Origin of the sequence: Rubrivivax albus (assembly GCF_004016515.1) — a bacterium.
Classification (GTDB): domain Bacteria; phylum Pseudomonadota; class Gammaproteobacteria; order Burkholderiales; family Burkholderiaceae_C; genus Rubrivivax; species Rubrivivax albus.
The window spans coordinates 25,982-50,530 of record NZ_SACT01000010.1; the positions used below are offsets into that span (position 1 = coordinate 25,982).

At 69.1% G+C, this 24,549-nt stretch carries 27 protein-coding genes and 2 tRNA genes; 21 read left to right on the forward strand and 8 right to left on the reverse strand.

The window, feature by feature from the left end; translation table 11 throughout:
- The first annotated feature begins 83 nt into the window (after positions 1 to 83).
- The 18 genes from ENE75_RS25515 to ENE75_RS22115 all read left to right on the forward strand — a co-directional run bounded on the left by ENE75_RS25515 (position 84) and on the right by ENE75_RS22115 (position 12,701).
- Positions 84 to 1,169: an NF038122 family metalloprotease gene (locus ENE75_RS25515; RefSeq protein WP_158289049.1), complete on the forward strand. Its 1,086-nt coding sequence runs from the start codon at positions 84 to 86 to the stop codon at positions 1,167 to 1,169.
- A gap of 47 nt (positions 1,170 to 1,216) precedes the next feature.
- A tRNA-Ser gene (locus ENE75_RS22035) sits at positions 1,217 to 1,307 on the forward strand.
- A gap of 173 nt (positions 1,308 to 1,480) precedes the next feature.
- Positions 1,481 to 2,698: a tyrosine-type recombinase/integrase gene (locus ENE75_RS22040; protein WP_128200755.1), complete on the forward strand. Its 1,218-nt coding sequence runs from the start codon at positions 1,481 to 1,483 to the stop codon at positions 2,696 to 2,698.
- A 100-nt stretch (positions 2,699 to 2,798) separates the two neighbouring features.
- Positions 2,799 to 3,173: a hypothetical protein gene (locus ENE75_RS22045; RefSeq protein WP_128200757.1), complete on the forward strand. Its 375-nt coding sequence runs from the start codon at positions 2,799 to 2,801 to the stop codon at positions 3,171 to 3,173.
- Positions 3,174 to 3,184: 11 nt separating this feature from the next.
- A complete protein-coding gene (locus tag ENE75_RS22050) occupies positions 3,185 to 3,493 on the forward strand; it encodes a hypothetical protein (RefSeq protein WP_128200759.1) in 309 nt (102 codons plus the stop codon).
- Positions 3,493 to 4,344 carry a hypothetical protein gene (locus ENE75_RS22055; RefSeq protein WP_128200761.1) on the forward strand — a complete coding sequence of 284 codons (852 nt, stop codon included), beginning with the start codon at positions 3,493 to 3,495 and terminating at the stop codon, positions 4,342 to 4,344. The genes ENE75_RS22050 and ENE75_RS22055 overlap by 1 nt, the downstream gene beginning before the upstream one ends.
- A gap of 122 nt (positions 4,345 to 4,466) precedes the next feature.
- Positions 4,467 to 4,745 carry a helix-turn-helix transcriptional regulator gene (locus ENE75_RS22060; RefSeq protein WP_158289050.1) on the forward strand — a complete coding sequence of 93 codons (279 nt, stop codon included), beginning with the start codon at positions 4,467 to 4,469 and terminating at the stop codon, positions 4,743 to 4,745.
- A gap of 10 nt (positions 4,746 to 4,755) precedes the next feature.
- Positions 4,756 to 4,995: a hypothetical protein gene (locus ENE75_RS22065; RefSeq protein WP_128200765.1), complete on the forward strand. Its 240-nt coding sequence runs from the start codon at positions 4,756 to 4,758 to the stop codon at positions 4,993 to 4,995.
- Complete coding sequence (locus ENE75_RS22070) at positions 4,992 to 5,528, forward strand: DUF3102 domain-containing protein (protein ID WP_128200767.1); 537 nt, start codon at positions 4,992 to 4,994, stop codon at positions 5,526 to 5,528. Before ENE75_RS22065 ends, ENE75_RS22070 begins: the two co-directional genes overlap by 4 nt.
- Complete coding sequence (locus tag ENE75_RS22075) at positions 5,525 to 5,740, forward strand: hypothetical protein (RefSeq protein ID WP_128200769.1); 216 nt, start codon at positions 5,525 to 5,527, stop codon at positions 5,738 to 5,740. Before ENE75_RS22070 ends, ENE75_RS22075 begins: the two co-directional genes overlap by 4 nt.
- Complete coding sequence (locus ENE75_RS22080; RefSeq protein ID WP_128200771.1) at positions 5,730 to 7,028, forward strand: AAA family ATPase; 1,299 nt, start codon at positions 5,730 to 5,732, stop codon at positions 7,026 to 7,028. The genes ENE75_RS22075 and ENE75_RS22080 overlap by 11 nt, the downstream gene beginning before the upstream one ends.
- 350 nt (positions 7,029 to 7,378) lie before the next feature.
- Positions 7,379 to 7,525 carry a hypothetical protein gene (locus ENE75_RS24945; RefSeq protein ID WP_158289051.1) on the forward strand — a complete coding sequence of 49 codons (147 nt, stop codon included), beginning with the start codon at positions 7,379 to 7,381 and terminating at the stop codon, positions 7,523 to 7,525.
- Positions 7,526 to 7,778: 253 nt separating this feature from the next.
- The gene (locus tag ENE75_RS22090) at positions 7,779 to 8,165 is read left to right on the forward strand and encodes a single stranded DNA-binding domain-containing protein (protein ID WP_128200775.1); all 387 of its coding nucleotides are present in this window, start codon (positions 7,779 to 7,781) and stop codon (positions 8,163 to 8,165) included.
- Positions 8,166 to 8,316: 151 nt separating this feature from the next.
- Positions 8,317 to 9,123, forward strand: coding sequence for a coiled-coil domain-containing protein (locus ENE75_RS22095; RefSeq protein ID WP_128200776.1), 807 nt, complete (start codon positions 8,317 to 8,319; stop codon positions 9,121 to 9,123).
- A gap of 54 nt (positions 9,124 to 9,177) precedes the next feature.
- The gene (locus ENE75_RS22100; protein ID WP_128200778.1) at positions 9,178 to 9,627 is read left to right on the forward strand and encodes a hypothetical protein; all 450 of its coding nucleotides are present in this window, start codon (positions 9,178 to 9,180) and stop codon (positions 9,625 to 9,627) included.
- A 19-nt stretch (positions 9,628 to 9,646) separates the two neighbouring features.
- Positions 9,647 to 11,494: a polysaccharide lyase family protein gene (locus ENE75_RS22105; RefSeq protein WP_128200780.1), complete on the forward strand. Its 1,848-nt coding sequence runs from the start codon at positions 9,647 to 9,649 to the stop codon at positions 11,492 to 11,494.
- Between the two features lie 55 nt (positions 11,495 to 11,549).
- Positions 11,550 to 12,038, forward strand: coding sequence for a hypothetical protein (locus tag ENE75_RS22110; protein ID WP_128200782.1), 489 nt, complete (start codon positions 11,550 to 11,552; stop codon positions 12,036 to 12,038).
- Positions 12,039 to 12,050: 12 nt separating this feature from the next.
- Complete coding sequence (locus ENE75_RS22115) at positions 12,051 to 12,701, forward strand: hypothetical protein (protein WP_128200784.1); 651 nt, start codon at positions 12,051 to 12,053, stop codon at positions 12,699 to 12,701.
- A gap of 44 nt (positions 12,702 to 12,745) precedes the next feature.
- Here the strand turns inward: ENE75_RS22115 and ENE75_RS22120 are convergent, their stop codons facing one another.
- The 4 genes from ENE75_RS22120 to ENE75_RS22135 all read right to left on the reverse strand — a co-directional run bounded on the left by ENE75_RS22120 (position 12,746) and on the right by ENE75_RS22135 (position 17,559).
- Positions 12,746 to 13,417, reverse strand: coding sequence for a hypothetical protein (locus ENE75_RS22120; protein ID WP_128200786.1), 672 nt, complete (start codon positions 13,415 to 13,417; stop codon positions 12,746 to 12,748).
- 860 nt (positions 13,418 to 14,277) lie between these two features.
- Positions 14,278 to 14,354, reverse strand: a tRNA-Val gene (locus ENE75_RS22125).
- Positions 14,355 to 14,401: 47 nt separating this feature from the next.
- Positions 14,402 to 16,651 (reverse strand): RelA/SpoT family protein, encoded by a 2,250-nt coding sequence (locus tag ENE75_RS22130; RefSeq protein ID WP_128200788.1) that lies wholly within the window; start codon positions 16,649 to 16,651, stop codon positions 14,402 to 14,404.
- A complete protein-coding gene (locus tag ENE75_RS22135; protein ID WP_128200790.1) occupies positions 16,648 to 17,559 on the reverse strand; it encodes an alpha/beta fold hydrolase in 912 nt (303 codons plus the stop codon). Before ENE75_RS22135 ends, ENE75_RS22130 begins: the two co-directional genes overlap by 4 nt.
- Positions 17,560 to 17,606: 47 nt before the next feature.
- On the opposite strand from ENE75_RS22135, the gene ENE75_RS22140 reads away from it, so the two are divergent.
- Positions 17,607 to 18,380, forward strand: coding sequence for a 3-hydroxybutyrate dehydrogenase (locus ENE75_RS22140; RefSeq protein ID WP_128200792.1), 774 nt, complete (start codon positions 17,607 to 17,609; stop codon positions 18,378 to 18,380).
- A gap of 53 nt (positions 18,381 to 18,433) precedes the next feature.
- On the opposite strand, the gene ENE75_RS22145 is transcribed toward ENE75_RS22140, so the two are convergent.
- Positions 18,434 to 19,165, reverse strand: a complete 732-nt coding sequence (locus tag ENE75_RS22145) for an SIMPL domain-containing protein (RefSeq protein ID WP_128200794.1) — start codon at positions 19,163 to 19,165, stop codon at positions 18,434 to 18,436.
- Between the two features lie 166 nt (positions 19,166 to 19,331).
- Here ENE75_RS22145 and ompR point away from each other — a divergent pair, with 166 nt between their 5' ends.
- On the forward strand, positions 19,332 to 20,066 hold the full coding sequence (gene ompR / locus ENE75_RS22150; protein ID WP_128200796.1) for an osmolarity response regulator transcription factor OmpR: 735 nt from the start codon (positions 19,332 to 19,334) through the stop codon (positions 20,064 to 20,066).
- A gap of 18 nt (positions 20,067 to 20,084) precedes the next feature.
- Positions 20,085 to 21,410: a sensor histidine kinase family protein gene (locus tag ENE75_RS22155; RefSeq protein WP_128200798.1), complete on the forward strand. Its 1,326-nt coding sequence runs from the start codon at positions 20,085 to 20,087 to the stop codon at positions 21,408 to 21,410.
- A gap of 22 nt (positions 21,411 to 21,432) precedes the next feature.
- Here the strand turns inward: ENE75_RS22155 and ftsH are convergent, their stop codons facing one another.
- Genes ftsH through ENE75_RS22170 form a run of 3 tightly spaced genes read right to left on the reverse strand, consistent with a single transcriptional unit; the run spans position 21,433 to position 24,532 of the window.
- Positions 21,433 to 23,244: an ATP-dependent zinc metalloprotease FtsH gene (gene ftsH / locus ENE75_RS22160; protein ID WP_128200799.1), complete on the reverse strand. Its 1,812-nt coding sequence runs from the start codon at positions 23,242 to 23,244 to the stop codon at positions 21,433 to 21,435.
- The gene (locus ENE75_RS22165; RefSeq protein ID WP_128200801.1) at positions 23,241 to 23,531 is read right to left on the reverse strand and encodes a MerR family transcriptional regulator; all 291 of its coding nucleotides are present in this window, start codon (positions 23,529 to 23,531) and stop codon (positions 23,241 to 23,243) included. The genes ftsH and ENE75_RS22165 overlap by 4 nt, the downstream gene beginning before the upstream one ends.
- Positions 23,528 to 24,532 carry a DnaJ C-terminal domain-containing protein gene (locus ENE75_RS22170; RefSeq protein WP_128200803.1) on the reverse strand — a complete coding sequence of 335 codons (1,005 nt, stop codon included), beginning with the start codon at positions 24,530 to 24,532 and terminating at the stop codon, positions 23,528 to 23,530. The genes ENE75_RS22165 and ENE75_RS22170 overlap by 4 nt, the downstream gene beginning before the upstream one ends.
- Positions 24,533 to 24,549 lie beyond the last annotated feature (17 nt).

Consider the following 24,549-nt stretch of genomic DNA (forward strand, 5'->3'; position numbering starts at 1 on the left):
GCCGACGGCCAGGCCACGCGGTGGACCTTTACATGCAGGGAGCGAACTGCCGCACCTTCGCCGGCGGTCTTCGAGGAGGAAACATGGTTCTATTCACCCGACGCGTCATGGCCGCGGCCGCCGTCGCTGCGTTGGGTGCCGGCAGCGCCCAGGCCCTGACCTTCGATCTCACGTTCACGCCCGGCACCAGCGCCATCGAGCAGGCCTCGTTCGCCGCCGGCGCGGCCATGTGGTCGGCGATCTTCGACGACGACGTAACGGTCAAGCTGACCGTGGGTACGGCATCGCTGGGATCCGGCATCCTGGCGCAGGCCGGATCTCGACAATTGTCGTACACCTACGACTCGTTCTACGGCGCGCTCTCCAGCGATGCCAGTTCGGCACTGGACAACACGGCCGTTGCCACGCTGAACACCGGGTCGAGCTTCGGCATGCTGATCAATCGAACGGCCGACAACCCCAACGGCTCGGGCAGCGCCATCGCCTACGTCGACGACAACGGCAGCACGAACAATTCGACCGTGCGCCTCACCGCGGCCAATGCGCGTTCGCTGGGACTGCCCTTTGCCCCCGGCGGGGTCGGCAGCGCTTGCACCGATTGCGATGCCTTCATCCAGTTCAGCACCAACTTCACCTGGGACTACGACCGCAGCAACGGCATCGGCGCCAACGACTTCGACTTCGTCGGCATCGCTGCGCACGAAATCGGCCACGCGCTCGGATTCATCAGCGGTGTCGACATCCTCGACGGCAACTCGCCGCCGGTGAACGGCCCCTTCAGCAGCGACGCCTTCACCTACGTGTCGTCGATGGACCTGTTCCGTTACTCCTCCGACAGCGCGTTGCTCGGCGTCATCGACTGGACGGCCGATGCTCGCGACAAGTACTTCTCGGTCGACGGCGGCGCCACCCTGGGCTCGCGCTTCTCGCTGGGCGTGAACTTCGGTGACGGCCGTCAGGCCAGCCACTGGAAGGACAACCTCTTCCTGGGCATCATGGACCCGACGTCGGCACGCGGCGAACTGCTGCAGATCTCCTCAGGTGACGTCGACGCCTTCGACGTCATCGGCTGGAACGTGGCGGCGATCCCCGAGCCGTCGACCTACGCGCTGTTCGGCGCCGGCCTCGGCTTCGTCGGTTGGATGACCCGCCGCCGGCGTCAGGCCTGACGCCCTCAGGGGGGCCAGGCGTGCGCTAGACTATTGGGCTGTCCCGGGGAGGGATGGATGAGTGGTTTAAGTCGCACGCCTGGAAAGCGTGTGTGGGTTAACAGCCCACCGCGGGTTCGAATCCCGCTCCCTCCGCCAACGATAGATTCGGCAACGTCCGCTGACAGCCGCAGGATTCACCAGAGAGCCCCGTTTTCCGGGGCTTTTTCGTTCGTGAACCGCCGTTAGCGTGCGTTGACATCCGCCCCGGACAGGGGGCACATTGTGGGGAACGGGCCGCCTCTGCGGCCGGAATCGACGGAGATTCCCCCATGCCCCTGACCGATCCAGCCTGCAAGAACGCCACGTGCCCCCCGGACAAGGCGCGCGTGCGGCTGACCGACGCCGGTGGCCTGTACCTTGAGGTCACGCCGGCCGGCGCGAAGCTGTGGCGCTGGAAGTACAGGCTCGGCCCGAAGGAAAAGCGCCTCGCCCTGGGCAGCTACCCGGATGTTTCACTATCCCAGGCCAGGAGCGACCGAGACGCCGCACGCCTGCTGCTGAGGTCAGGCACTGATCCGGTGCAGGCCCGGAAGGACGAGAAGCTCGCGAACCGGCTGAAGCTCGACCATTCCTTCGAGTCCGTCGCCCGCGCCTGGCACGAGACCTGGAAGCAGGGGAAGTCCACCAGGCACGCCGACTACGTCATCCGCCGGCTCGAACTGGACGTGTTCCCGGCGATCGGCGGCAAGCCCATCGCCGAGGTCACGGCGCCGACCTTGATCGCCGTGGCCAAGAAGGTGGAGCGCCGCGGCGCCTTGGACATCGCGCACCGGCTGTGGCAGTCGTGCGGCCAGGTCTTCGAGTACGCGGTCGCACACGGCATGGTGACGCGTAACCCGACCCGCGACATCCGCCCGGGCGCCGCACTGAAGGCGCCTCAGAAGGAATCGTTCGCCCGCCTGGCGGCGAAGGACATGCCGGAACTGCTGCGGAAGATGGCGGCCTATCAGGGGTCGGTGCACACGCGCTACGCCCTGGACCTGATCGCCCGGACCTTCGTGCGCACTGGCGAGCTCATCGGCGCGCGCTGGGAGGAGTTCGACCTCGACGCGGCCGAGTGGCGCATCCCGGCCGGACGCACCAAGATGCGGACGCCGCACATCGTGCCGCTGTCGACCCAGGCAGTCGACGCGCTGCGATGCCTGCACGAGATCAAGGGCATCGGCCCGTTCGTGTTCCCGGGCGAGCGTGACCACGAGTCCCACATGAGCAACGGCGCGATCCTGGGGGCGCTCAAGCGCATGGGGTACGCCGGCCGCATGACCGGTCACGGCTTCCGCGGCGTGGCCTCGACCATCCTGCACGAGCATGGCTTCGACCACGTGCACATTGAGCTTCAGCTGGCCCACCAGGAGCGAAACAAGGTCTCCGCGGCCTACAACTTCGCGACCTACCTGCCAGCCCGACGCAAGATGATGCAGTGGTACAGCGACCACCTCGACCAACTGCGCCAGGGTGCGAAGGTGATTCCGTTCAAGGCGGCATGAGCCGCACCGCGCCGGCCGGCAGCCGGCAAAGCGGGGCCCGAGACTGCGCGAACAGACCTCGGACCCCTGACCACCAACCCACCTGATGAGAGGTGAATCAATGGCTACCCCGATTGTTACCCCCGACGCTGCCGTCGACCTGGCAGACCTCGTGCAGCAACTGCTCGACGCTGGCGAGCGCCGCGCGCGTGAGGGTGTCGCGCAACGCATCCTCCAGACGCTGAAGGAGGCGCAAGAGCCGGCGCCGCCGCCGGCCCCGGAGCTCCCGCCGCTTGTGGAGATCGCCCACCGCGAGTCCAACGGCCTTTTCGACGTGCTTGCCCTGCTGCGCTCTGCAGAGGAGCGGATCGACGAGTGCGGCGGCTACCAGTCCTTCCGGACCGACAAGGACTACGCGCATGACACGCTGCGGCTGCTGCAACTGGCCCGCGAGCGCGTCCAGCAGGCGCAACACGCCTTCGATCCGTACATCTGAGGGAGGCCGGCATGAGCACAACGAACCCGGCCCCGTTCGGGGACAAGATCGAGGGCAACTATCTGGTCGGAGGTGGCAAAGGGCAACCGTCGGCGCTGCAGTTCAATCCTGACGCATCCCTGCAATCCCTCATGGCGGCGGCGCAATGGCGGGCCGACAGCCTGAGCAAGTCGCTCAACCAGTGGGCGCGGGCGAACGATGACGGCGTGCTGGCGTGGGAGGTCGCGTCGGCGCTGGAACCGTGGGCCCAGGAGATCGAGACGATCTTGGAGCAACTGGACAGCCGGATCCGCGCGCTGTCGAGTGTCTCGGATCAGTAGTGCCCACGAAGCACGACACCGGGGCCAAGCCGGCCCCGGCTTCTTCTGACCAGGCCTCCGGAGATGAGGGCACCAGCGCGGTGCGCGCGTCGAAGGGGGCAAGGAAGCGGCAAGGTCGGCGGGCGCCTGGCGGGCCAGACGGGGCCTTACCCATCTCGCGCAGATTTGCCGAGTACGCGCTGACGCATGCGCTAAAGGCGATTGCGCACGCAGGAATCCAAGTCGAGGCGGTGGAGAAGAATGGGCCGGCCCTTGCGCGCTGGTCGACTGCGTATGCGAAGAACGGCGATCGGGGCGTCGACACCCCTTCGCTGAGGCGAGACCTCGAGGCGGCGTTGTCGCTGCTTGAGGCAGGAGCGAGTTCGCACGCGTCGATCAAGCAGATTGCGCTCGCCTATGTGTCGTTGGCAGCGGCGCTTCGCCGAAGGTCGGCAACGCCGGCCGAGCTCTTGAGCGCAGCCGGGCAGGCCATCTGGGCATCGGGGTTCGTCTTTGCCGAAGTAGAAGTTGCCTTGCCGAGAGCCGTTGCGTTCGCGACGTCACAGCTTTCGACAGCGCGCGGCGCCTGGGAATCCGAACGCGAATCCGAGACCGCGCTGTGGAGACTCCGCCAAGCCACGGCAGCCGCCACGCATGGCGGCAAGGGCGGCGCGTCTAGAGCAGCGAGATTCGAGCCACTACGCGAGTGGGCGAAAGAACAGTTTGACCGACCCGAGATTCAGCGTCTGAAACGCAATCAGCAGGTCTGGGAGGTCTACAAGCTGCTGCCCCCTGAGCTCAAGGCAATCTCAGGCAATGCGCACCAGTTCCTGGAACGGGAACTGGACAAGCGAAGGGCCAAGAAGCCGTAGCCGCGCAACAACTGTCCACCGATTCTCACCTGTAGGGTGGCTATCGGGGGTTCTGTTCTGGCTATCACTCCGAGACTTCATTCGCCGACCCACACCGGGCCGCAATGAATCGAAGGAGTCGAATGACAAACGCCACGAACATCCCCGCGCAGGGCTGGATCCGCGAGGGTGATCTCCTCGCCACCAAGGCGATCCCGTACCGCAGGACGAAGCTGCGCGAAGAGGTAGCGGCCGGCCGGTTCCCGAAGCCCCGCACCTTCGGCCCCCGCATGGTTGCGTATGACTGCACCCAGATCCATGACTGGATCCGCGAGCAGAGCAAGACCGCGCCGGTCGCCGACATCAAGCCCCCGAAGTCGCGCACGTCCGCACAGGCTGCCCACGCACCCGCTGCCGCCTGAGGTCGGCGCGATGGACGCCACCACCACGGGCGCCGGCCCGCATACCGGCATCGCCGACGCCGCGCACTCGCCAGCCGATCTCGACCCGCACAAGACGTGGGCCACCTGGCAGGCCCGCGCGGCCCTGCGTGGCCACCAGCTGCGCCGCATGGCCGATGGCCGCTGGCTGGCCTTCAGGCACGGATGGAGCCGTGAGCTTGACGACAGCGAGGTCGAGGCCTGGCTGCAGCGGATCGGAGCGCCGGCATGAGCGCGGCGCTCACCACCGTTCCCGCTGACCTGACCGCGCTGCCAGCGCAGATCAACGAAGCAGTACGTCGCGCTGACACGCATGCCAAAGCGGCAGTACACGCAGCTGTGCACGCTGGACGTTTGTTGTTGCAGGCCAAGTCGCAGGTCGTGCACGGCGAATGGGAAGCGTGGGTGACCACGCACTGTGACTGTGCCGTCCGCACTGCGCAGGCCTATATGCGGCTCGCCACGAAGTACGGCGAGCTGCCCCCGTCAGAAGCGCAACGCGTTGCGGAATTGCCGCTGCGACAGGCCATTCAAGCAATCGCCACCCCGGCGTCTGCGCCGGCCGCGTACCGCCCAACCTCGGAGCGCTGCTACGGCGCGCACCACGAGCGGCGCAAGACGCTGGAGATCGCAAGCAGAGCACTCAACGCCGTGTTGCGCGACGTAGGTCTCAAGGCCATCCGGCGGGAGCGGCTGATGAGTCTTCAACAGAGGCTGTCCGTCGCATTGGAAGAGGTGCAGGCTATGCTGGAGAAGGCTGCATGACCACCCGCGAGCGCCCGCAACAGCGGGAGGTCGAGACGCCAGAGCAGGTGCTGGCGCTGGCCAAGGCATGGCACGCGCGGCAGGTGGAGATCTTGCGCGCGTCGCTGGGGCCGTCGTGGCCGACGCACCGCGAGTGGGTGCTCGACTACCTGCGACAGGAGATCCGTCAGCGACTGATCGCACGGGGCTGGAGGCCGCGGGATGAGCGCTGAAGAAGACCTCGACCTGGCGGGCCTGGGGGTCGAAGCGCCTGACGTGGTGCTCTCCAAGGCACAGCGGCCCCGCACCGCCGGCAGTAGCCGCGCGGGCCAAGCCGGGCACGACGCGAAGCGCCCCACCAGTGCCGCGCCGACGCCGGTGGCATCCAGCCTAGGGCCGCTGACCGGGCTTCCACTGAGTGACTCTGCAGCGCCAGGATGGGTTGCCAAGGTTCGCTTCTGGCAAGCGCCGGACGACCTCGACGCCAAGCCCAAGCCGGTGGCCATGGCGGTGGACACGCTGATCCAGCGCGGCAAGGTCGGCGCACTGGTGGCAGCCGGCGGGGTCGGAAAGACCACGCTGATGACGACGCTGGCCTGCTGCCACGCTACCGGCCGGCAGTTCCTGGGCATGCGGGTTGAGCCGGGATCGTTCGTGCTGCTGTCAGCCGACGACAGCCAGGAAGACCTCGACGCCGCACTGGGCCACGTCGTGCGCGCCATGAAGCTGACGCCGCAGGAGGTCGACAAGGTGCGCCAGCACGTGCGCGTCGTGAGCCTGCAGGGCGAGCCCGGCACGCGCACCTTCGCCACGAACGTGGGCGGGTCCGTCATGTCCACCGGCATGGTCGAGTTCGTCACCAAGGCACTGGCCGGGATCGACGACCTCGTCGGCATCGCCTTCGACACCCTGCGGCAGTTCGCCGGGGGCTCGAGCAACGACGAGGAGATCGTCAAGGCGACGATCTCAGGTGCGACCGAGATCGCAGCCCTGACCGGCGCCTATGTCCTGCTGTCGCACCACACCGGCAAGAACAACTACCGCGACGGCGTGACCGACATGTACGTCGGCAGCGGGTCGGCCGCCATCGCCGACAACTGCCGGTTCGTGCTGCTGCTGCAGACCGCCACGTGGGCCGAGATCGAGTCCAAGGTCGCCCGGACTGGCCAGGAACACGGCGACCCCCTCGTGCTGACCTCGACGCGCGGCTCGCTGCTGATGCGTGCGCCGCCGCCGATCTTCCTGCACCGCGACGGGTTCCTGCTGGGCCGCATTGCCGGCGCATCGCGCACCGCTGACCAGATCGCCGACGAAGAGGACCGCGCCATCCTGGCCGCGGTGCGGGCCGGTGCTCAGACCAAGACCGCCGTCGCTTCGGCAGTGCGCCGGAACAAGACCAAGGTCTTGCGCCAGGTCGACAACCTAGTGTTCCGGGGCCTGCTGTCGCTCGGTTCCGAAAGCGGTTCCGGAAAACTGACCGTGTCGGGGCCTGGTGCTGCCTTTCTGGACAGCCAGCCATGACCCCCGAAAAGCGGTTCCAGAACACCGGTTCCCACCTAAGGGCTGGAACCGTGGAACCACCCCTAACCCTGACTGACGTTTCACTACGTCAGGGCGGGGTGGTCAAGGGGTGCCCAGTTCCGGGAGTTCCGGCTTGGTTCCGGAGTTCTGGAACCAGCAAGGGGTGTCCGTCATTGCCTGGTGGCGAAGGTCCGTGCGGTCGTCGCATTCCCACCAAGGCACGTTCGGCGCGCTTTCCTCCATTTCTTCCACTGCTGCGGCGCTTGGTCACTTTCGGGCGTTTCGGGCCACTTTCTGGACATTTCGAACACCAGCAGGCCGCACGGATAGCCCTGGTCAATGAGCGCGCGATGCGCGACCGCCTGGCCGTTGACCTGGCTGCGCGAGAGGCTACCGCCGGTGCGCCGAACTGGCGGGGGCGTGCGCTTCTGTGGTCAATCGAGGCCCGCATCGCAGAACTGCAGGGCGAGATCGAGGCGCAGGGGGCCAGGTCATGACCCGAGGATCCCTGGCCCTGGCCGCCGTCGTCGTGCTGCTGGTCGAGGCCGCCTTCGGCGATCTCGACGAGGCAACTGCAGGCCCCGCCGCTTCCTCTGCATCGCAGTCATCGCCGGAAAGCCGCGCCGATGCTGGCGATCGTGGAAGCCAGGCGCCATCGGTGCCCCCAACGGTTCCCCACCTTCCCGACCTTCACAGGTCGTCGCGCACCGAATGTGTGCAATGCCGATCGTTCGGCCAAGGAGTGACGCAATGATGCACGCGCTGGTTACTGGCGTCTTGGTCGCAGATCCCGAGCAGCGCAGCGCACGGGGCGATAGCGACTGCGCCGTGGTGAAGATCCTGCCCGACACCGGCCCGGGAGACGGCCCTGTGGCCCTCGTCACCGCCTACGGATCCACCGCGCGCACGCTGCTGGCGCTCACGGCCGGCGACCCCGTCGCCGTCGCCGGGCGAGCCAGGCCGGCACTGTGGGCGCGACCGGATGGGGCGACGGTCGCGGGCCTGGACGTGCTGGCCACCTCGGTCATGACCCCCTTCGAGGTCAGGCGCAAGCGGCGGGCTGTGAGAGACGCAATCGAAGGCGCCGAGGGCGTTGCGAATTTTGCGCAATTGCCGCCTGACACGGGTCGCGAATGAACTGCCCGGCGACACCCGCTTGTCCCTGGCCACTGGTTCGACGGAACCGCGCTCCGCCATCGCACAAGCCCCGCTGCAGGCCTCTCCCCAGCATGCGCACTGTTCCCCACCCCTTCCGCCGCATGGCCGGCGCTGACCACGAGAACGCACGATGAACGACACACTGACCGCCGACCTTCAAGCCAGGCTCGCGGCGACCGAGAACCAGATCGCTGAACTCGACTTCGACGCAGCGCGGGCGCGCATCAAGCGTGCCGACGAACAGGTCCAGACGCTTCGCGGAGACGCTGGGGCGCTGCACCTGATCGAGTCCCAGGAACTGCAGCACGCACGCGGCGAGGCCAAGCAGGCGCGCATCGCACTGTCCAGCCTCGAAGGCCGCCAGACGAAGCTGCAGGCCGAGGCCGCGAACCTGCGGCGCCTGCTGACTGCCCAGCAGGCCGTCGACAAGGCGGTGCCGCCCATCGCCGTCGCCGAGGGCCGTGTCGAGGCCGCTGCCGAGGCACTGCGCCAGGCGGAAGCGACTGTCGCGCGGCTGGACGCCCTGATCGACGAGGAGACCACCGCGGCTCAGGCCGCGGTCCTGACCGATGGCGCCGCGATGCTGGAAGCGGTCAAGGCCGGTGGCAACGCTCTGGCCGCGGTCCCGACCCGGGCGGACAAAGTGCAGCCTCTGAAGATCGCGCGCGCCACTGCCGACGAGGAGCGCGCGCAGGCAGAGCGGGCACTGAAGATCGAGCGGGATGCCTTGTCGAAGCTCCGGCTGCAGCTGCGGACGGCCGAGGCAACCGTCGCCGAGCTCGACTTCCTGGCCGCACGCGCGGCTTTCGTCCAGGCGGCGGGCCGCTACAAGGCCGCCCGTGTGCGCGCAAAGCAAGGCGGCTGGCGCGCACCGGATCTCGACGGCGAAGCCAATGCCGCGATGGTCGCCGACTTCGCCGCGAACGGTGATCAGTGATCGGGCGGTCGCTCCTCAAGACACGCAAGGTCGGCGGCAGGTAGCACGCGGCACATGAGGCGCGATCCGATCGAGGCCACGAGTGCGCCGGCGCAGGTCGGGCCGGACGACGACGAGTTCGACGATGACCCCTCTCTGCAATCGGTGCAGCGCATCGTCGCGGCAAGCGAGGCACCACCGCTGCGCCCGCCCTGCGCCGCGTCGGTCTTCGCACTGGCCGACGTGCCGCTGCAGCGACGCGTATTCGGCACCACCGACCGACCGGCCGGACAGGATGCCGAGACCAAGGCCGCGACCGAGCGATGCCTCCGCACCGGTGGCGTGATCCGGGCGCACGGGCTGCGCTACCCGGCCGACAGGTGGACCGCCGAGCGCGAAGAGCAGGAACGCGCCAGGCGCGCACGACAACGCCCACCGCGACCGCCGCGCCGGGCCAAGACCAAGGGACGAAAGCTCCGTGACCTGATCCACGCAGGCGCGGGCGCCGGTGAGTGGGACGAATGAGAAAGGCTGGACAGGCAAGATGACATTGAAGCGCGTACTTACGGGCCGCATCACTCCTCCCGGGACTCAGATCCCGCCGGTTCCGGTGCTGTGGTGGCCGCTGGACACGGCCGGCGCCGTGACTGCAGGCACCACCTGTGGCGCGGGCCTCACCGACCTCGGCCAGGATGGCAACAGCATTGCCACCGATGCGGTGCTGCAGGTCAACGCGGCCGGCGCGACATGGAACCCCCGCGGTGGACTCACCCACACGGCAGGCAGCGCAGCCTACTGGGACATCGTCCCGACTTCGGACGACCTCACGTTCGCTCAAGGCATGCTCGACCTCTCGAACTTCGCCGAAGGCGAGTGCCTGGTCATGGGGTGCGAGATCGTGACCCCTGCCGGCTGGACAACGCCGGGCGACCCGAACGACCACGAGTTCAGCAGCGTCTGCCTGTGCATCGGCGACCTGAGCGCCGGCAATGGTGGCTACAGCTTCGAGATCAGCGGGGTCGAGCGGCCTCAGATCACTTTCTGGGGCCAGGGCGCATCGGCTCAAGCGGCCGTGTTGTCGACCACCGGGAGCAACTTCCTTCGGGCGGGCAATCGCAATGTTGTCGTGTTCGAGCTCATCCGCGCAGCGACGCCGAGCCACTTCATCGTGCGGGCCCATGTCATCAGCGACGACGAGGGCTACAGCGCCACGGGCTACACGGCAGAGCGCGATTTCTCCGATGCCGTCAACAGCGGCACGGCCGCGCCGGGCTGCGGCACAGCTGGCCTGCGAATCGCCAGGCGCCGCAGCGCAACGAGCGGGCAGACGAATCGCGGCGAGACGCTTCGCAATGTCTGGATCGCCCGCTTCCCATCGCAGATGTTCAGCTTCCCGAAGCGCTGCGCGCTGGAGATGTACGCCTACCCGAACCGGCTGCCGCCTGCGCTGCGCCGGTTCGAGAACGACCAGACGATCTACCAGGGGCCGGACGGAAACGCCGACAAGACCTTCGGGGAGATCAGCCTGGCCGATATGTTCGTGTACGTCGACGGCGCTACGCCGTTCGCCAGCACGCCAGAACTGACGATGGAGGTGGAGCAGCCTGTCACGCCGAGCATCAGCAAGCTCAGTGCGATCAGCGCCCACCCAAACTACAGCAGCGACAGCACCTTCGAGGGCCTGCTGCGGCAGAACCCGGCACTCGGAGGCCCAAAGTTCGGGCGCTACAAGACGGGCACGTGGGCGAACACGCTGATCTTCAGCGCGCACAAGGAGGACATCAGCAACCGCGGGCGCTGCGAGATCACCTGGCAAGGGCCGCCCGTCACGATGCCGCTGGGGGTGACCTTCTGGATGGCCGAGCGGGTCTATCTGGACTTCCCGCCGCCCGATGTCGGGCAGCTGGTCATCATGCAGTTGTTCCCGGGGTACTTCGCCGGGTCGGGCCTGTTCCCTATGTGGACGCTCGAACTGGACACCACGAACAAGCGCCTCTATTGCAAGTTCAGCCAGTCAGACCAGCCCGACACGGTGCAGGCCGACATCGTCCGCAATGACGTCTACATGCCGGGCTACAGCGACGACCTGTTTCAAGGCTGGCACGACATCGTGGTTCAACACCGGGTGCACTGGGACGCTACCGAGGGGCCCTTCACGCGCATCTGGCTGGATGGCGTGCAGATCCTCGAGCATGCCCAGGCCTATGGCTACCCGGGCCCGGCCGGCCTCACCGGCAAGAGCACCGACCCCTTCCTGCGCTGTGGCATCTATCCCCCTAGCCCGTACATCACGCCGAATACGACCCGCGATGTTCGGGTGGCGAGATTCTTCGGCTGCAAGAACGTGGGCAACTACAACGAGCCCTTGATCCGGGCCGCCCTGACCGCATGAGGCTGGCCGGATGCCCGGCCGATTGCCCCGCGGTTGACACATAGCGAGTTGACAGATGGCCGCCACGAACAAGCACAGCGCAGCGACAGTGCAGCATCTCGAGCGCCAGGCCAAAGCGCTGGAGTTGCGCCGCGCCGGCCTCGGTTACCGGGAGATCGGGGCGCACCTCGGCGTGAGCCACACCTCCGCGCACAAGATGGTGAGCCAGGCGGTCGAGGCAACCTGGGCACGGATCAGCGACGCGACCGACGAGCTCAAGGCCCTCGAACTGTCGCGCCTCGACGCCATGCTGGGCGCAGTGTGGCCAGCGGCCCACCGAGGGAATCTCGGCGCAGTCGACCGTGCACTGAAGATCGCCGAACGCCGGGCCCGCCTGCTGGGCCTGGATGCGCCGGCGCGCCGCGAGCTCACCGGGAAAGGCGGGCTGCCGTTGGTGCCCGCCGAGCGCCCGACGATCGATGCATCCAAGCTGTCGGATGGCGCACTGGCCGAGATCCTGGCCGCGCAGGTCGTCATGTACGAGCCGAATCGGCTGAATGCCTAGCATGCCCACACCATGAGCACACACCTCAACCGCCAGGCCGGGACACCCGGCGCGCCGACCATGATCCGCAACATCGCCCCGGGCTCGGCCGCTGGCCTGGGCCGCGCGATCGACAGTCGGCACCGGTCCGGCGCCGGCGCCTACGAACCGGTCAGCGTGGCGCGTGATCCATCGCTCAACGACGCGGCGGCGCAGCGCCGCATCCAGCACAACGCCGAAGCGCGGGCCCTGGCGCTCGACCTGGTCGCGGCCGGGTTCAACGCGCCCGGCGTCAGCGTCGACGACCTGCAGCGGCTCGGCCCGGACCGGCTGCGGGAGCTGCAGGCCACCATGGCCAACGATGCCGCGTTCGCCGCCTATTCCATGAACGACATGCTCGCCGAGGGGGGCGGCGTGACCGGTGGCGACATGCTGCGCCTGGTCACTGCAGTTCGCGCCGCGTTGCAAGGCGCGAGCACCGAAGCACTGGCCGGCCTGGGCGAGGCACTGCTGAAGAGCATCCTGAAGCAGGTTGCGCCGGCGCAGTCGACGATGGCAGGCAATGGCGCCGATCCGTATGCCGACTACCCGGACAACCCCGGCTTAGAGCACCTGATGAGCGCCGGCAGATCGAGCGCCGCGGGCGACGAGTTCGCCGGCTATTCGCTGAACGAGCACCTGTAGGCCAGGTCCTGGGCCGGTGTCGAGCACCGCCCCAGAGACGAAGCTCAGTTCTGAATCGCCGTCAGAACACCATCCTCGAAGTAGAGGTAGTTTCCGCTGCCATAGACCCACTGCTCTCGCACACCATGCGCCGTGGTGGTGCGGTTTACGCTCTCAGGGCGGCCCCAGGAACTCTCGATCACCTGCTGCTGTGTCATGCCTATCGTGACGCCACGCTTTTTGGCCTCAGCAAGGCGCTGCCGCTCGGCCTGCTTCTCGGCTCGCTCACGAAGAGCGACTAAGCGCCGCTTGTCCGACTGGAGTGCCTTGGCGGCTTCGGGATAGTGGCGCTCGAGCTTGTCGATGGCATCTAACCGCTCCGTCGTGGACTTGTTCGTGGAGCGCGCATCGGAAGTCCAAGCAGCGATCTCGTCCTGCTTCACCATGGCTAACAGTTCAGCATCCTTCAAATGGTCCGCGCAGCGACTGATCGATCGAGCGGCCTCCCAGCGCTTACCAGCGGCCACCAACTCAGCGTGCTTAGCCAAGATCCCCGCTCGATCCGAGGTACAAGCCTCGAGCGCAGCGGCTGCGCGGCGCTTAGCTTCTGCTGCGGCCTGGCGCTGCTGATCGGCAACCCGCTCGCGATCGACCTTCGGCTCGTTGTCGCCGAACATGGCCCCGAAGATCACGAGCAATAGCGGAACCCCAAAGACAATGAGCAGCAGCTTCTTCATGGCTGTATGTCCTCCCTGCGCGTTGATTCTGCCCTCGCAGCTGGCGCACCAGCAAATCCACCGCCGGGTGCGGCTGGGTGCGCGTCGCGGCCTGTGAGCACGCGTGGTTCGGTCGGCGCCATCGCGGTTTCAAAGGCCGAAGCCACCAGCTGACCAAACCGCGATCGCGGCGACACCAAGCTTCCGTGCTCGGCGGCCGGCTCGGCGAAGTCCAGCACCTGCCCACTACACCCCTGTAGTGCCAGTGCGAGCACATCGGCAGCAGGTGCGTGCGGATGGCTCGCGCTTAGGCCTACCGCCGTCGAGACGACGGCTCTGGCGTCGGCGTTGGGCATGGCTCGACTGTAGCCACCGGCAGCGGCCCGAGTTCGTCGTCCGAGCCGACCTCCCGCTGCCAGAAGGCACAGCCGTTCGCCGGCATGGCGCGCACGTGCAGCGTGCCGCCGTGCAGGCACCTAGCCGCCGTGGCCTGGTAGACGAGGCCGCCGAACGATGTGCAGTGCCAGCAGGGTCGCGGGTTCCCCATGGGTCGGAAGTGCATGGCGCCATGGTGCGGCCCGCTTGTCTCACCCGGTGAGCCTCCCGGACAATGCAGTTCACAGGCGGCGCCGCGGGTTCTGGGGAACGCAGTGGGGAACCGGGCAGGCCAGATCGACCGGAAACCTAGTATCCATGCACATTTCCCAAGAAGATGCGGCCGTCGCTCCCCCGCCAGATTCATTGCAAGCAAGCGGCCTTCGGGCCGCTTCTGCTTTTCTGCCGGCTCATCGTGCCGGCACATCGGAGACCCACGACTGAACGCCGAGCCAAAAAAAAGCACCCGCGCGTTGCCGTCGGGTGCTTGATCCTTCTACCAATCCTGGTAGGCGCGATTGGACTCGAACCAACGACCCCCACCATGTCAAGGTGGTGCTCTAACCAGCTGAGCTACGCGCCTGGGAACCCGAGACTATACATCAACTTCCGGCGTGTTCTGCCACAGCGTCAGCGCCGACGGGCGTGACGAATGCCCGGCAGCTGGCGCAAGGCGTTCAGCGCGCCCTGCAGCAGGCCGCCGTCGCTCACCTCCACGGTGAAACACATGCGCGCCACGCGGCCCTGGGCATCGCGGCTGGACTGGCTCTGCACACCGGTGACGTTCAGGCGCTCCTTGGCGAAGACCTCGGTGATGTCGCGCAGCAGGCCCGGCCGGTCGGCCGCCTCGACGACGACGTCCAGCGGGTACAGGGCCTCACGGCCCGCGGGCCGCGCCGCGTCCTGCGCCTCCCAGGCCACGTCGATGACCCGCCCCGGCGTGGCCGCGGCCATGTGCCGGAAGTTGCTGCAGTCCCGCCGGTGGATGGCCACGCCCTTGCCGCGCGTGACGAAGCCCGCGATCGGATCCGGCGGCACCGGCCTGCAGCAGCGTGCCAGCGACGTCATCAGCGAATCGACGCCCACCACCAGCACGCCGCCCGCCGTGCTGCGCGAACGCTTCAGCGGCACCGCGGCGTCGTCGTCGTGCACGGGTTCGGCCGGCCGCAGCAACTGCTCGATGTGGCGGAGCGAGAACTCGTCCTTGCCGACCACCTCGAACAGCGCGTCCGCACCCTTGAAGCCCAGCTGGTCGGCCAGCGCGTCGAGCTTCACGGCCGTGCGCCCTTCCCGCTGCAGCAGCTTCTCCACCAATTCTCGGCCTCGCGCAATGGTCTGACCCAGCTGCTCGGCGTTGAACCAGGCCCGCACCTTGGCGCGCGAGCGCGCGCTCTTGAGGTAGCCCAGCTCGGGGTTGAGCCAGTCGCGCGACGGCGCGCCGTCCTTGGCGACGACGAGGTCCACCGTCTGCCCGCTGGTCAGCGGCTTGTTCAGCGGCACCAGCGCGCCGTCCACCCGGGCGCCGCGGCAGCGGTGCCCGAGGTCCGAGTGCAGGTGGTAGGCAAAGTCCACCGGCGTCCCGCCCTCGGGCAGTTCGATGATCGCCGCCTGCGGCGTGAAGACGTAGATGCGGCCCTCGGCCGCGGCGGTGCCCGTGGCCCCGGGTTCGGACAGGTCGCGCTCCCAGGCCAGCAGCTGCCGCAGCACGGCCTTGCGCGCCTCGGCGATGCGTTCCTCGTCCACCCCGGCGGCCGTCACGCCGGCGTAGCCGCGTGTCCCGGCCTCCTTGTAGGCCCAGTGCGCCGCCACGCCGTACTCGGCGTGCTCGTGCATCTGGCGGGTCCGGATCTGCACCTCGACCACGCGGTCGTCATCCAGGCGCACCACCGTGTGCAGCGACTGGTAGCCGTTGGGCTTGGGGCGCGCGATGTAGTCGTCGAACTCGTCGGGCAGCGGACGCCAGCGTTCGTGCACGCGCGCCAGCGCCGTGTAGCAGGCCGGCACGTCGTCGACGACCACGCGCAGCGCGCTGAGGTCGAACACCTGCGACAGCTGCAGGTGCTTGCCCTGCATCTTCTTCCAGATGCTGTACAGGTGCTTGGGGCGCCCGACGACCTCGGCCTGCACGCCAGACCGCACCAGCAGGTCGGCCAGCGCCGCGCGGGCCGATTCGACCGCCGCCTCCCGTTGGGTGCGCTTCTCGTCGAGCTGGCGGGCCAGGCGGTGGTAGTCCTCGGGCTGCAGGAAACGGAAGGCCAGATCCTCCATCTCCCATTTGATCTGCCAGATGCCCAGACGGTTGGCCAGCGGCGCAAACACCTGCAGCGCCTCGCGCGCGAGCTCGGGCTGGCAGGGCTGTCGAGTCGCGGCATGCCAGCGCAGCGTCTGCAGGCGCGACGCCAGCCGCAGCAGCACCACGCGCAGATCACGCGAGAACGCGAGCAGCATCTTGCGCACCCGCTCGATCTGCTGCTGCTGCTGGGCCTCGGGGAGTTGCGCCTCGCGCGCGGCGCGCTGCAGCTGCACCAGCTTGCGCGTCCCTGCCACCAGGGCCGCATACGAGGCGCCGAAGGCCTTGCCCACAACCTCCTCGGGCTGGGTCAGCCAGTCGCCCGCATAGACGAGGTAGGCGGCCGCCTGCACGCCCGGTGGCGCGCCGATGGCGGTCAGCACGTCGGCCACGCCCTGAGCGTGGTTCCAGGCGTCCTCGCCGCTGTCGAGAGCGCGGCCGGCCAGCAGCGGCTCGGCAAAGGCACGCGCGCGCGCCAGGGCGCCGGCCCCGTCCTCCCCGGGGGTGGACACCACCATGTCGGCCGCCGACAGCGCGACGATCGGCGCGGCATCCGCCGGTGCCGCCGCCGACGGTGTGTCGCTCTTCATGGGCTGCGCAGGAAGTCCACCACCGCGCCGCGCTGGTCAGGTGCGACGAGGGTCGGGGCATGGCCGACGCCGTCGAAGCTCACCAACCGCGTGCGCGGGCCCCGCTGCGTCATGCGCTGCGCCGTCTCGGCCGACAATAGGTCGGAATCGGCGCCGCGCAGCAGCAGCACCTCGGCCGCGATGCGTTCCCAGGCCTGCCACAGCATGGCCTCGCCCGCGGTGGCCATCTCCAGCGTCAGGGCGCGGAACGGCACGGCGATGGCCGGGTCGTAGTGGGGCTTGAATCCACCGCCCTCGCCTGGCGCCAGCGGCACCAGTTGTGGCCGGCTGAGCGCCAGCCACTGCTCGCGCGTGTGGGGCCCGAAACCCTGCGAGACGGCCCACATGGCGTCGGCGGCGTCGTCCAGGCTCTGCCAGCGCACCGGCGCCCCCAGGTAGGTGCCGATGCGCTCGATCGCCGCCCACTGGATGGTCGGGCCGACGTCGTTGAGGACCAGGCGGCGGATCGGCGCACCAGCCAGGCTGGCCAGCGTCATGCCGATCAGGCCGCCCATCGAGGTGCCCACCCAGTCGACCTGCTGCGCGTCCAGCCGCGCCAGCAGCGTCACCATGTCGGCCACGTAGGTGGGCACGGCGTACCCCATGGGGTCGGCCAGCCAGTCGCTGCGGCCGCGGCCGACGACATCGGGACAGATCACCCGGAAATCGCCCTGCAGGTCGCGCGCCAGGGTGTCGAAATCGCGCCCCTGGCGCGACAGGCCGTGCACGCAGACGACCACGTTCGGGTTCGACGGGTCGCCCCATTCCCAGTACGCCATGCGATGCAGGCCATTGGCATCCAGGCATTGCACGGTCTTCAGGCGCGGTTCGGCCGCGGAGTCTTCGGTGGTGTCGGCGGTCAGGGTCATGTCGGGTCCTCTCCGTATCATGATGCCAGCACGTTTCGGAGATCCCCATGCTCAAAGGAAAGACCGCCCTCGTCACCGGCTCCACCAGCGGCATCGGCCTGGGCATTGCCAAGGCCCTCGCCGCGCAGGGTGCCAATGTCATGCTCAATGGCTTCGGCGATGCCGAAGGCCCGAAGGCCGAGGTGGCCGCGGCCGGTGCGCCGAAGGTTGGTTACCACGGCGCCGACATGAGCAAGCCGGCCGAGATCGCTGCCCTGGTCCAGGCCTGCGAGGCCGAGTTCGGCGCCGTGGACATCCTGGTCAACAACGCCGGCATCCAGCACGTGGCCAACGTCGAGGACTTCCCGGCCGAACGCTGGGACGCCATCATCGCCATCAACCTCAGCTCGGCCTTCCACACCATGCACCACGCGCTGCCGGGCATGAAGCAGCGTGGCTGGGGCCGCGTGCTCAACATCGCCTCGGCGCACGGGCTGGTGGCCTCGGCCGGCAAGAGCGCCTACGTGGCGGCCAAGCATGGCATCGTGGGCCTGACCAAGGCCGCGGCGCTGGAGACGGCGACCACCGGTGTCACCGTCAATGCCATCTGCCCCGGCTGGGTGCTGACGCCGCTAGTGCAGAAACAGGTGGACGCGCGCGCCGAGAAGGACGGCATCTCCAACGACGAGGCCAAGGTGCGGCTGCTGGCCGACAAGCAGCCGTCGCTGCAGTTCGTCACGCCGGATCAGCTGGGCGGGCTGGCGGTGTTCCTGTGCTCGCCTGCCGCCGACCAGGTGCGCGGCGTGGCCTGGAACATGGACGGCGGCTGGGTGGCGCAGTAAGGCACCACGCCAGCCCTGCCGGTTGTCAGCAGGTCCCTCGCGGCCAGCCGTCCTCAGCGCGTCAGCTGCACGCTGCCGTTGACGCTGGCCGTGACGTTGGTCTTGCCGGCCTCCACCGGCAAGGCCTCGTCGGCCATCGCCGACGTCGCGGCGCGCATCGCCACCGCGGGCGCGCGAAAGCGCGGCATCTCGCCGTTGATGTTCACCTCGCGCAGCAGCCAGCCCGAGAAGCCGAAGAGCTTCGCGCTCTGGTCGGCCTTGGCGCGGAAGCTGGCCACGGCCTGGGCGGTGACATCGGCCTCCACCCGCTCGGCCGCCTCGCGCGACAGCGACTGCTGCACGCGGGCGATGCTCAGGGTCTGGATGCGCCCGGTCAGCGCACCGATGGCGGCCATGTCGCGGCCCTCGACCACGAGTTCCGTGCTGCCCGTCCAGCCGTTGGTGCCGCCCTTGGGGCTGTAGCGCGGGCGGATCGAGAAGCCGCCGGTGCGCACCTCCACGTCCCCGGGCTTCGCGATGCGGCGCGCCTCCGCCAGCGCGGCATCCAGCGCCTGCTTCAGTTGGGTCTGCACGGCACCCGCCTCCGGGCCCTCCCGGGTGGTGGAGAAGACCACGGTCAGCCAGTCGCTGGCCACCTCCACGGTGGCACTGGCGTTCAGGTTCACCACGTTCTCGGGTGGCGGCAAGGTCTGCGCGTGCAGCGGCAGGGCCGACACCACGCCGGCCAGCACCAGAGGGGCGGCGTGGCGGTGCCAGGGCTTGCGGGAAACGACAGAGGCGTGCATGAGGCTCCTTGGTGGGTGTGCAACCACAGCGTTTGCCAGGCCGGCTTGGTTGACCGGATGGCTGTGCTGCCGAGGGTCGCAAGATTTGTAACAGAGGGTCAGGCCACTGCGAAACCTGGGTCCCGCCCCCCGCACAATGCCGCTGTTACATTTTCAGGATCGCCCCATGAGCACGCAGCCCCACAGCCGCCCCGACCGCATCGTGGTCGTCGACGACGACGCGCGCATCCGCGACCTGCTGCGCCGCTACCTGTCGCAGGAAGGCTTCGACGTCCTGCTGGCCGAGGACGCCAAGGCGCTGAACCGCGTGCTGACGCGCGACACGGTGGACCTGATCGTGCTGGACCTGATGCTGCCGGGCGAGGACGGCCTGTCGATCTGCCGCCGACTTCGCGCGGCCAACGACCCCACGCCCATCATCATGCTCACCGCCAAGGTCGAGGACGTGGACCGCATCGTGGGCCTGGAGGTCGGTGCCGACGACTACCTGCCCAAGCCCTTCAACCCGCGTGAGCTGCTGGCGCGCATCCATGCCGTGCTGCGCCGCCGGCCGCCGCCGGAAGCGCCCGGTGCGCCGTCGAAGGAAGCCCAGGTGGTCACCTTCGGCCCGTTCGAATTCGACCTCTCGCTGCGCCGGCTCACGAAGGACGGCGAGCAGATCGCGTTGACCACCGGCGAGTTCAGCATGCTCAAGGCCCTGGTGCGCCATCCACGCCAGCCGCTGAGCCGCGACAAGCTGGCCCAGCTGGCGCGTGGCCGCGAGTTCGAGCCCTTCGACCGCAGCCTGGACGTGCAGGTGTCGCGCCTGCGCAAGATGATCGAGCCCGACCCGGCGCAGCCGCGCTACATCCAGACCGTCTGGGGGGTGGGCTACGTGTTCGTGCCGGACGGCACCAACTGACGGCCACCACGCGCTGAGATGCCGCGCCAGCCGCTCGCGCTGAGCCTGTTCTGGCGCACCTTCTTCTACCTGGCGATCCTGCTCACCGGCGGCATCGTCGCCTGGGTGCAGACACTGCGGGCGCTGGAGTTCGAGCCGCGGGCGCTGCAGACGGCACAGCAGATCGCCGGCCTGGTGAACCTGTCGCGCCATGCGCTGGAGCAGGCGGACAACATCCAGCGCGTGGCGCTGCTGAAGTCCATGGGCGACGACGCGGTGCACGTGGCACCGCAGGAACCGTCGGACACGCACGAACCGTTCGAGGTCGACCGCTTCTCGCAGCGCGTCGGCCAGGAGCTCCGTTCACGCCTCGGCCCGGGCACGGTGATCGCACGCGCGGTCAACGGCGACCCCGGTCTGTGGGTGGGCTTCACGATCGAGAACGACGCCTACTGGCTGCGCGCCGACGACGAGCAGGTCAGCCCGATGTCGGGCGACACCTGGTTCGTCTGGATCGGCATCGCCCTGCTGGCCACGGCGCTGGGCTCGGTGGGCATCGCGCGGCTGATCAACCGGCCGCTCAAGCAGCTGTCCTTCGCCGCCAGCCGCATCCGCGAGGGTGACCTCGATTCGCGCCTCGACGAGAACACGCTGACCAGCGAGATCCGCGAGGTCAACATGGGCTTCAACCGCATGGCGCGCGAGCTGGCCAAGGTGGAGGAAGACCGCGCCGTGATGCTGGCCGGCATCAGCCACGACCTGCGCACGCCGCTGGCCCGGCTGCGGCTGGAAACCGAGATGAGCGTGGCCGACGAGGAGGCCAAGGCCAACATGGTGATGGACATCGACCAGCTCGACGCCATCATCGACAAGTTCATGGACTACGCCCGCCCGGGCGACACGCAGCTGCAGCCGGTGCTGCTGGCCCAGCTGGTGGACCGCGAGGCGGCAGCGTTCCGCGACCCGATGCAGATCCGCATCAAGTCGCGCCTGGCCATCGACCTGCGCGTGCTGGCCGACGAGACGGAGCTCTCACGCGTCTTCGCCAACCTGTTCGAGAACGCGCGCCGCTACGGCCGCAGCAGCGACACCGGCATCGCGCTGGTCAGCGTGGCCTATGCGCGCACCGGGCCCTGGGTGGTGGTGTCGGTGCGCGACCGCGGCCCCGGCGTGGCGCCGAACAAGCTGCCGCAGTTGACCACGCCCTTCTTCCGCGGCGATGCGGCGCGCACGGCGGCCACCGGGGCCGGCCTGGGCCTGGCCATCGTGGAGAAGTCGCTGCAGCGCATGGGCGGGCAGCTGGAGGTGGCCAACGCCGCCGAGGGCGGCTTCGTGGTGCACCTGCGGCTGCGGCGCGCGCCTTGAGCGCCCCCCGCGGGGCGCGCGTTCAGGGCGCCGGCTGCGCTGCCAAGGCGCGCAGCGCGGCTTCGTCCAAGGTCTCGTGCGCCAGCAGGGCCTGGGCACCGCGGTCCAGCGTGGCACGGTGGCCCTGCAGCCAGTCGCATGCCCGCGCGAACGCCGCATCCACGATCTCGCGCACCGCCTCGTCGATGCGCGCCTGCGTCTGCGGCGCGTGGCGCAGCGGCTCGGCCATCGGCACGTCCAGGAAACGTGGCGCCGGCGCTTCGTAGCTGACATGACCGAGCGCCGGGTCCATGCCGTGGCGCATGACCATGTCGCGCGCGATGTCGGTGGCCTTGGCCAGGTCGTCGGCGGCGCCGGTGGACAGGTGGCCAAAGACCACCGATTCCGCCGCCCGCCCGCCCATCAGCACCGTGATGCGGCGCTCGAGGTCCTCGCGCGTCTGCAGAAAGCGGTCCTCGGTGGGCCGCTGGATGGTGTAGCCCAGGGCACCGATGCCGCGCGGGATGATCGACACCTTGTGCACCGTGTCGCCACTCAGCGCCAGCCCGAGCAGGGCATGGCCCATCTCGTGCACCGCGACGATCTCGCGCTCGCGCGGCGCCAGCACGCGGCTGCGCTTCTCCAGCCCGGCCACCAGGCGCTCGATGGCCAGTGTGAAATCCGCCAGCGTCACGTCCTGCCCGCCGCGCCGCGTGGCGGCCAGCGCCGCCTCGTTGCACAGGTTGGCCAGGTCGGCGCCGGAAAAGCCGGTGGTCAACGCCGCCACCTGGTCCAGCGCCGTGTCGGGCGCCAGCCTCAGCTTGCGCACGTGCACCTGCAGGATCTGCAGGCGCCCGGCGCGGTCGGGCCGGTCCACCAGCACCTGGCGGTCGAAGCGCCCGGCGCGCAGCAGGGCCGGGTCCAGGATCTCCGGCCGGTTCGTGGCCGCCAGCAGCACCAGGCCGCCGGCGGTGTCGAATCCATCCAGTTCCGCCAGCAGCTGGTTGAGGGTCTGTTCCCGCTCGTCGTGCCCACCGACGAGGCCCGACGCACCCCGCGCGCGGCCCAGCGCGTCCAGCTCGTCGATGAAGATGATCGCCGGCGCCTTGGCCCGCGCCTGCTCGAACAGGTCACGCACGCGCGCGGCGCCGACACCGACGAACATCTCGACGAACTCGCTGCCGCTGATGCTGAAGAACGGCACGCCGGCCTCGCCAGCCACGGCCTTGGCCAGCAGCGTCTTGCCGGTGCCCGGTGGGCCGACCAGCAGCACGCCCTTGGGCATGCGCGCGCCCAGGCGGCCGTGACCCGCCGGGTCCTTCAGGAAGGCCACGATCTCCTGCAGTTCGGCCTTCGCCTCGTCGACCCCGGCGACGTCGGCGAAGGTCACGCCGGTGTCGGTCTCGACATAGACCTTGGCCCGGCTCTTGCCCACGGTCATGAAGCCGCCCAGGCCGCCGGCCCGGTCGGCCATGCGGCGGATCACGAAGTACCACAGGCCGAAGAACACCGCCGCGGGCAGCACCCACGACAGCAGGTCGCGCAGCCAGGTGGACGTGACCACCTGCGTGTAGGGCACGCTGTACTTGGCCAGCCGCTCGGCCAGCGCCGGGTCGACACGGTTGGCCACGATGGTGGTCGCGCCGCCGGCCTCCGGCGTCTTCAGGCGACCACTGACCGTGGTCTCGCCGATCACCACCTCGGCCACGCGGCCGTCGGCCAGCGCCTGCTCGAAGGCGCTGTAGGGCACGGGCTCCACGGTACGTGCCTGCCACAGGCTCTGCAGCACGAGCAGCGCCAGCATCGCCAGCAGCCAGTAGCCGACGTTCCAGCGCAGCTTGGGGTCGCGGATCATGCGATGCGGTTCAGCAGGCTGCGCAGGCGGGCGACCTCGGCCTCCAGGTCGGCCACCAGGGCCGACAGTTCCGGCGCGGCGCCGAAGTCACGCTCGATCCGCCACATGCAGCGCACGTGGTGCAGTGTGTGCACGTCGAACCTACCCCCGGCGCCGCCCGAGGGCAGCAGGCCCGCCGCAGCGCGCTGGCGCAACCAGTCCGCCTGCACACCGGCGGCGCGGCAGAAGCTGTCGAGGTCCTGCCAGAGGTCTTCGACGACCGGCGCCGGCATCGTGTCGTGCGTCATGGCGCGTCCTCCTCGCGCGTGGCGGTGCCCTGCCGATCGGCTTCGGCCGCTGCCACCTTGCGGGCGTCGAAGTCGGTGAGTGTGGCGGCCATCTCCTCGTACAGGCGCCTGGCCCGCGGATCCCAGGCGCTGGGCAGCACGACACGCACCGCCAGTTCCAGATCCCCTGGCTGACGGCCGGGCAGCCCACGCCCGGGCACGCGCAGCACGCGCCCGGGCTGGGCGTCGGGCGGCACACGCACCTTCAGCGTCTGCCCGTGCGGGAGCGTCACCGGCACGACGGCGCCGAGTGCCGCCTCCCAGGGCGCCACGGCCACCGTGCCTACCAGATTCGCGCCGTCCACGTGCCAGTCCGCGTGGGGCCGCAGCGTCACCTGCAGGTAGAGGTCGCCCGCCGGCGCACCTGCGTGCCCGGGCCCGCCCTGCCCGGCCAGACGGATCATCTGCCCGGGCCGCACACCGGCCGGGATGCGCACGTCCAGCGTGCGCTCGACCAGGCGCACGCGGCCATCGGCGCCGAGTTGCGGTGAGCGCAGGCTGATCTGGCGCGTGGCGCCGCGCAAGGCATCCTCGAGGTCCAGCAGGATCTTGGCGTGGTGGTCCTCGCCGGCCATCGCCTTGCCGGCGCCACGGGCGGCGTGCCACCCGTGCCCGCCGCGCGATCGCCCGAACAGTTCGGTGAAGAAGTCGCTGAAATCGCCGGTGCCGGCGCCGTCGAAGGGCGTGCCGCTGAACTCGAAGCCTGCGTCCCAGTCCGGCGGCGGCGTGAACGATTCGCCCGGCCGCCGGCCCTGGCCGAGGGCGTCGTACGCCGCGCGCCGCTCGGGGTCGGACAGCACGGCGTTGGCCTCGTTGATCTCGCTCATGCGCGCCGCAGCGTCCGGCGCCTTGCTGACGTCCGGGTGGTACTCGCGTGCCAGCTTCCGGAAGGCACGCTTGATGTCGTCGGCCGTCGCGTCGCGCGGCACACCCAGCGTCGCGTAGTAGTCCTTGTAGTCCACGCGCAGTCCAGATCCTC

Bases quoted from the DNA above. Each gene is read 5' to 3' on its own strand.
- ENE75_RS22095 (WP_128200776.1), top strand. From the start codon at position 8,317: ATGAACGACACACTGACCGCCGACCTTCAAGCCAGGCTCGCGGCGACC.
- ENE75_RS22065 (WP_128200765.1), top strand. From the start codon at position 4,756: ATGGACGCCACCACCACGGGCGCCGGCCCGCATACCGGCATCGCCGAC.
- ENE75_RS22045 (WP_128200757.1), top strand. From the start codon at position 2,799: ATGGCTACCCCGATTGTTACCCCCGACGCTGCCGTCGACCTGGCAGAC.
- ENE75_RS22040 (WP_128200755.1), top strand. From the start codon at position 1,481: ATGCCCCTGACCGATCCAGCCTGCAAGAACGCCACGTGCCCCCCGGAC.
- ENE75_RS22145 (WP_128200794.1), bottom strand. From the start codon at position 19,165: ATGCACGCCTCTGTCGTTTCCCGCAAGCCCTGGCACCGCCACGCCGCC.
- ENE75_RS22050 (WP_128200759.1), top strand. From the start codon at position 3,185: ATGAGCACAACGAACCCGGCCCCGTTCGGGGACAAGATCGAGGGCAAC.
- ENE75_RS22140 (WP_128200792.1), top strand. From the start codon at position 17,607: ATGCTCAAAGGAAAGACCGCCCTCGTCACCGGCTCCACCAGCGGCATC.
- ENE75_RS22120 (WP_128200786.1), bottom strand. From the start codon at position 13,417: ATGAAGAAGCTGCTGCTCATTGTCTTTGGGGTTCCGCTATTGCTCGTG.
- ENE75_RS25515 (WP_158289049.1), top strand. From the start codon at position 84: ATGGTTCTATTCACCCGACGCGTCATGGCCGCGGCCGCCGTCGCTGCG.
- ENE75_RS22115 (WP_128200784.1), top strand. From the start codon at position 12,051: ATGAGCACACACCTCAACCGCCAGGCCGGGACACCCGGCGCGCCGACC.
- ENE75_RS22080 (WP_128200771.1), top strand. From the start codon at position 5,730: ATGAGCGCTGAAGAAGACCTCGACCTGGCGGGCCTGGGGGTCGAAGCG.
- ENE75_RS22100 (WP_128200778.1), top strand. From the start codon at position 9,178: ATGAGGCGCGATCCGATCGAGGCCACGAGTGCGCCGGCGCAGGTCGGG.
- ENE75_RS22075 (WP_128200769.1), top strand. From the start codon at position 5,525: ATGACCACCCGCGAGCGCCCGCAACAGCGGGAGGTCGAGACGCCAGAG.
- ompR (WP_128200796.1), top strand. From the start codon at position 19,332: ATGAGCACGCAGCCCCACAGCCGCCCCGACCGCATCGTGGTCGTCGAC.
- ENE75_RS22090 (WP_128200775.1), top strand. From the start codon at position 7,779: ATGATGCACGCGCTGGTTACTGGCGTCTTGGTCGCAGATCCCGAGCAG.
- ENE75_RS22130 (WP_128200788.1), bottom strand. From the start codon at position 16,651: ATGAAGAGCGACACACCGTCGGCGGCGGCACCGGCGGATGCCGCGCCG.
- ENE75_RS22155 (WP_128200798.1), top strand. From the start codon at position 20,085: ATGCCGCGCCAGCCGCTCGCGCTGAGCCTGTTCTGGCGCACCTTCTTC.
- ENE75_RS22060 (WP_158289050.1), top strand. From the start codon at position 4,467: ATGACAAACGCCACGAACATCCCCGCGCAGGGCTGGATCCGCGAGGGT.
- ENE75_RS22135 (WP_128200790.1), bottom strand. From the start codon at position 17,559: ATGACCCTGACCGCCGACACCACCGAAGACTCCGCGGCCGAACCGCGC.
- ENE75_RS22105 (WP_128200780.1), top strand. From the start codon at position 9,647: ATGACATTGAAGCGCGTACTTACGGGCCGCATCACTCCTCCCGGGACT.
- ENE75_RS24945 (WP_158289051.1), top strand. From the start codon at position 7,379: ATGCGCGACCGCCTGGCCGTTGACCTGGCTGCGCGAGAGGCTACCGCC.
- ENE75_RS22110 (WP_128200782.1), top strand. From the start codon at position 11,550: ATGGCCGCCACGAACAAGCACAGCGCAGCGACAGTGCAGCATCTCGAG.
- ftsH (WP_128200799.1), bottom strand. From the start codon at position 23,244: ATGATCCGCGACCCCAAGCTGCGCTGGAACGTCGGCTACTGGCTGCTG.
- ENE75_RS22070 (WP_128200767.1), top strand. From the start codon at position 4,992: ATGAGCGCGGCGCTCACCACCGTTCCCGCTGACCTGACCGCGCTGCCA.
- ENE75_RS22165 (WP_128200801.1), bottom strand. From the start codon at position 23,531: ATGACGCACGACACGATGCCGGCGCCGGTCGTCGAAGACCTCTGGCAG.